This window comes from Nocardioides sp. NPDC004968, from assembly GCF_040608935.1.
Lineage (GTDB): Bacteria > Actinomycetota > Actinomycetes > Propionibacteriales > Nocardioidaceae > Nocardioides.
Genome location: NZ_JBEXJF010000070.1, coordinates 1 through 5,861 on the forward strand (window position 1 = coordinate 1; position 5,861 = coordinate 5,861).

Sequence of the window (5,861 nt, forward strand, 5' to 3'; positions counted from 1 at the left end):
CGCTGCGCCGAAGAGCGAGGAGGTTGCGACCACGGAGATCAGAAGCGCGCCGGTTGCCCAGACGAGCAGGCCATGGGTGGCATCGCGCACCTTACACTCCTCGCCATTGGCATCGAAGCTGGGATGGCGCATGCGGCCTGCGAGATACCCGCCGGCCATCGTGGCTGAGGCCATGACCAAAAGCGCCCACAAGCCGCCCGCAATCGCCAGTGCGGTGGCGCTGGAACTCCTCTCGAAATCGGCGGAGACCATCGACAGCCCGATCGCCGAGCCGAAGACCGTCATGATGGTCGAGATGGCGGTGGCGATGACCGCGCCACCGAGGATCGGCCCCCACTGCACATAGGAGCGGTTCTCCTTGTTGACGCTTACAGGGGCAACGACAACGTCAGTTCCAGATATGGACATGGCGATTCCTATCGAAGACCGAGGAACGACAGGACAACGAGTACTACAACAATAAGACCGACAATATAAATCACGCCGTTCATTAGTGCCTCCTATGAAGTTATTCCGAAAGACTGATTTGAATTCCGGAAATCATTATACCTGGAAACCTGACAACACCCCGCCGCTGCTGAGGTGCAGGCAAAATGCGGTCCCAGCGATGGCGGGGATAGACTGAAGCCGGGTTTGAAACCCGGCTCCGGAAGATCTCGATCACTCGACGATATGAACGATGCGCCGGCTCGACGGCTCGACCAGCACGACATGGTTGTCGGTGTAAACGTAGCGATATTTGCTGACGTCCGGTCCCCAATCGGTAGGGGCCGCACGAAGCTCGACATCGGCCGGAAGGGTCGCGCCGACCGTGACCTTCTCCTTGACCATGACGGGCTTCACATTCTCCTTGACCACGTACTCTTTGATCCGGGTCTGCTCGGGTTGACCGATCGTGATCTGAGTGCTGGTCTGGGCAAAGGCGGCCGAGCTGGCGATAAGCGCAGAGGCCGCGACCATTCCAAGAATCGTGTGTTTCATGATGGTTCCTCCGATTTACGCACCTTGGTGCGACGGGCCATCAACGTGGGCGCCTCATCTCAGTTCCTAACTTAAAAAAAGCAAAATCTGGCCATGACCGGCGATGCATCTTTGCTAGCGGCGGAAGCAAGAGGCCCGGCCCCTTTGGAGCTCCGAGCCGATGTCCGTCGTCGTGCGCAGGCGAACGGCCGCTACTGATTTCCCTGTCCTACGCGCCGATCGGACATTGCCGGCTCGCCTGGTGCATAGTTCCACTTCTCTTCCGGGTTCATACGGCCGATTGCCTGTACAGAACGAGGACTTTTCGCCTCAAGTCTTCCTCGTCTTCCGCGACGGCCACAAGCGCAGCCACGATATAGGCTAACCGCGTCCGTTGCCGCTGCTCAAACGCATCAGGAGTGCTCGACCTGACTTCGTCCCATACGGCCTTCAAAACTGCCTGCGCCCGAGCAAGGTCGACGGGGTCGTTCAGCGACGAGAATGGCATGGCTCCTTCCTCCGCTGTGGGGTGCGCCCGAAAATATAGGCAGTTGCATCACCCGCGCATTGATCTGAGACAAAAAAAAGCCCGCGGCCAGAAGGAAGCGGGCAGTTCACGTTAACAGTCGTGCGCCTGACCCTTGGATTGAAACCCTGGGCCCAATTGACGTGGGCCGCGCCGCTAAATGTGCCCCCGTTCGAATGCCGAGCCCCGTCAGGCTTCCGATGCCGAAGTTGAAAGGTGGGGTCTGCTGCTCGTCGGAGCTACCCACTTTGCGCGGTTGTGTCTTGCGGACGGCAGTCTCCTACAGTCTGCCATGGACGAACGGAATCCCGCAGGGGCTTTGCCGAACAGCCAAGACCAAGAGGGTCGCGGCCCGACCTTCTCATCTGCAGAAAGGTCGTCTTACCGAGGCAGCGCAGCGCTTGTAATTCTCGCGGCAAGTCTGCCCATCATGGCCTCGGGCGGAACTTTTTACGTCGATGCGCCGAGCCACCTCTTCCGAATGGCCCTCGGCGAGGCGATGCTGACGGGGAAGTGGATTCTGAGTTTTATCTGGCGAGCAGTGCTCCGCAAGCCGCGCGGAAATTGATCTTTCCCCATTGCATCGGCCACATCACCTTTCGCGTAGCGATAGATGATAGCCTGCTCTTAGCGCATTCACGCCGATGAAAGCTGCCCTGGCTCGCGCCGGTCAAGTCGGTTGATGAAGGCCGCGCACACGCCGGTTCAGGGTTCTCTCCGTGGTCAATCTATAGATCGCTTGCGTCAGATGGGTCGTCCGAAGTGGCCCCCGCAGTTGCCGTCGAAGGCACTGCATTTTCGGGGACGGCCTGATCCGCGCCATACGTCCCGGGGGGGACGCATCCGTAAAGTCAGTCGACCGGTCATGCGGCTGCGGAACTCCAACACCCTCGAGAGCTTCAACCCCACGCTGTCGACGTCTAAAAGAGCAAGTTTTGCGTCAGTAGGTGTCGTCGCCCCCTCATAGAGGTGATTCCTCGTCATCCTGTTTCCCTTGTTCCCCGGCCGGCAACGGTCTTCTCGGGAACGGTCTGCGGCCGTGAAAGGGCGATTTCGCCCTCCTCTGGCACACCGAGAGGCGCCGGAGCAGGGGCGCCCCTTCTATTCGACTGGCGCCCAGCTACTGTCGGGGTCGTAGCGGAGGAGGCGGTCCGCCAAGGCGCTGGTCTTCGAGCCGAGATTCTTCTGCAGGATGACGCCATTATGCCCGCAGATGAAGGTCATGACGCCGGTCTTGCCCCACGCGGCCGGCCAGGCCGCGAGGCCGAAGCCAGAGATCATGTTGCCGTTGATGACGTAGGAATGCGCGCCGCCGGGCGCCCAGGGTCCTTGTGCCTTCAGGATGCGAAAAAGGTAACCGCCATACGCCCGGTTCTCCTGATTAAGCAGCGCCTCGCTCAAGGCACCCTCGAGCGGGCTGACATCAGCCTGCCCGGTTCTTGGCCAGTACAACCCGTCCTGCGTGCCAGGTGTCGAGATGAGGTTCTGGGCATATTCGTGCACCTGATCGCCATCATGGTCCATGCGGAAATACTCGCGCTGGGCGCCGATATAGGCTTGGCACGCCTCGATGGCGCGCAGTTCATTCGCGCCAATCGTGCGGTTGAGGATTTCGTCCCGCCCGGCTGCGATATCGAACATCCAGGCCTCGCCGCGCCGGACGATCGGAATCGGGAACTCGAACTTGCGTTTGCCGATCGTCAGGATCCGCGTCGCGTCGCCGCGCGGCGTCAGCGTGACGGCTTCCGCCGCAGCTTCGTTGAAGCGCTCGAGTCTCTCGCGGTCCAGAGTGGCGTCGCCGGTGCTCAGCACGTCGCGGGCCCCCAACCCGAAAATGCGATCAAGGACGCCGGGCGCGGGCTCGCGCGCCCGCGCCGCCTCGATCAGTGCACTGGACGCCGCATCGGGTGACGGGAAGCTCTGCTGGGCTGCGGCAGGGCCCGCCATCATCAGGACAGTGAGCGAGACCCGAACTGAAATCCAAGCGTGATGTGCCATGATCATGTCCCCCAATCAGCGCCGTCCGCCGCGACCGCCGCCGCCCCCGCGGCCGCCACCACCGCCGATATGACCGCCGCCGCCGCGACCCCCGCCGCCGATCTGCCCGCCGCCACCGCCGCGGCCTGCCGGCATGCTGATCTGGCCGCGGCTGGACGCTCCGCGATTGCCATAGGCCGCCGCGCCACGCCCTGCATCAATGCCGTCAAAAGCGCTCGGGGCTGTTGGGCGGGGCCTTGCACCCCCCTGCGGCGCCGCTGGTCGCGCCTGTGCCGTCGGCGGCCGTGCCGAGGGCCGTTCTGGTCCCGACGGTCGCGTCGCGGGCCTGCCTGTGTCGGCCTGTGGTCGGCCCTGCCCGGTCCCGCCCTGGGGGCGATCTTGTCCGGGTCGCGCATCGGGGCGTGCGGGTTGCTGGGACGGTCGCTGGCCGATCATGCCAGCCGCCGCACCGCCGATCGCGCCTGCTGCCGCACCGCCCAGCACTCCACCGACGCCGCCAGCCGGTCCGGGGCCGCCGACACCACCTGGACCGCCTGCTCCGCCGACGCTGCCGATACCGCCTGGACCTCCCGGACCACCGACGCCGCCAACCCCGCCCGGGCCGCCTGGCCCGCCGACGCCACCAATGCCGCCGGGCCCTCCCGGACCACCGACGCCGCCAGCCGGCCCGGGGCCGCCTATGCCGCCTGGGCCGCCCGGACCACCGACACCGCCTGGGCCACCTGGCCGGCCTGGGCCGCCAGGGCGGGCGAGGCCGGGCTTGGAGCCCTGCCCAGGCCGATATCGGTCAGGGTCGGGCCGCCACGGCTTGGTGTTGCCGATGCTGTTGCCGTTGCCGATGTTGTTCCCGCTTCCGATAATATTGCCGCCGCCAATATTGATCTCGTTGCCAATATTGATGTTTCCGCGCCCGGGTGCGCCGGGATAGCCGGGCCGGTAGCCTGGATAGCCAGGCCAGCGCGGAGGATAGACCGCCCCGGTGCCCCAGTTCCACGGGTTGTTGTACATCACGGCGCCCACGGCGATGGCGGTCCCGAAGGTCAGGAGCGCGCCCGGGACGGCGGAAGCGACCGGCTGGTAGACGACCCCGGGATCATAACTTGGAACATAGATCACCTCCGGTTCCGCCGGCTCGATATAGATGACCGTGCTGGAGCCCTCGGTCTTCTGGACCACGGTCTGCTGTGGCGTGGATTTCAGGGCACCGCCCTTTGCCGCCATGGCCCGCAGATCCTGAATGACGGCCGCTACATCCGTCGGCTGGTAGACAAAGGCGTCGCCGAGATCGCTCGTCCAATCAAGGTTCTCGTTCATCTGCTTGACCAGGTCGGGAAAGCGGATCAGCGCCTTCACGCTGGCATCCCAGGTCATGGCGTCGGCTGCTGTGAAATCGGCCTTCTCGACAGCCGCCTTGTTTCGATCCAACCAGCGCGCCGCCTGCACGATGTCGAGCGGATAGGCCGAGGCCGGCAGCAACTGCGCCAGCAGCGGGTCGGGGTAGAGTGCGATCGGCTTCACCAGCGGCTCGATCTCGGCACGGGTGAAGACCGTGTCCGCGGCCTGGGCTGGCGCGGCCTGTGCAGCCTGCGGCGCTGGAGCAGCCTGCTGGGCGAATGCGGCGCCGAGGCCGGGGAGAACGGCGCTGGCTGGAGCCAGCGCCAGCGCCATTGCGGATAGGGCAATCATTCCGTGTCGCATGCCGTCCTCACGCTCAAGTCCATCCAATCAAGCCGATCCATCACGATTTGGCCAGCCTATCTGAACCGACCCACATTCACGATCTGGGCGCGCCGGTTGGCCGCTGGGTCCGGGTTCTCCCGGTTCTGCAACTGCCCTTCGCCGAGGCCGACTGAGACAATCCCGGCGGGGGCGATGCCGAGTGTGGTGACCACAGTGTCGCAAACCGCATCGGCCCGCTCCTGGCTCAGCGTCAGATTGGACTTGCGGTCGCCGACCGCGTCGGTGCGATTTCAGAGAAAGCCGGCGAGCTTGCCATGGGCAAACGCCCTGGGATGATGACTTGATTGATTAGCGTGAGCACAAACGTCTGAACTGCTGTCGGCAGCTTTCGAGTTTAATCCTGTCACGACCTGTGGCCCAGCGCCTGGCGTCGAAGTTCGGCCTTCAATTCGGGAGGCGAATGAAGAGAAAACAGCCCGGCGCATCGGCCGGGCTGTTTGCTGCAACGTGCCGCTCAGAACTTGTAGTTCACGCCGACGCGCACGAGCCCGGCACCGCCGCCGCCATTGCTGACCGCGGTATAGGTTCCGGCCGGGAGCACGCCGCCCGCCGCATTGTCGAAGGATCGGGCGCGCCGGCCCTCGCCGGTATCGACGTAGAGGCCTTCGATCTTGGCCGTCCAGTTGTTGGTGAAGGC

The 5,861-nt window shown here is 64.3% G+C and carries 5 protein-coding genes and 1 pseudogene; all 6 read right to left on the reverse strand.

The annotated features are described in order from the left end of the window. The coding region (locus ABZU72_RS28465) for a hypothetical protein (RefSeq protein WP_355022131.1) at positions 1-408 on the reverse strand (408 nt) is incomplete at its 3' end. A gap of 252 nt (positions 409-660) precedes the next feature. Then, complete coding sequence (locus tag ABZU72_RS28470; protein ID WP_265055368.1) at positions 661-981, reverse strand: DUF1236 domain-containing protein; 321 nt, start codon at positions 979-981, stop codon at positions 661-663. 1,606 nt (positions 982-2,587) lie between these two features. Beyond that, a complete protein-coding gene (locus ABZU72_RS28475) occupies positions 2,588-3,490 on the reverse strand; it encodes a DUF2950 domain-containing protein (protein WP_355022132.1) in 903 nt (300 codons plus the stop codon). A 9-nt stretch (positions 3,491-3,499) separates the two neighbouring features. Beyond that, on the reverse strand, positions 3,500-5,152 hold the full coding sequence (locus ABZU72_RS28480) for a DUF3300 domain-containing protein (RefSeq protein WP_355022133.1): 1,653 nt from the start codon (positions 5,150-5,152) through the stop codon (positions 3,500-3,502). A gap of 86 nt (positions 5,153-5,238) precedes the next feature. After that, positions 5,239-5,436 (reverse strand): annotated as a pseudogene (locus tag ABZU72_RS28485) (hypothetical protein); the annotation flags it as partial. Between the two features lie 242 nt (positions 5,437-5,678). Further along, positions 5,679-5,861: hypothetical protein (locus ABZU72_RS28490; protein WP_355022134.1), on the reverse strand; the 183-nt coding region annotated here is incomplete at its 5' end.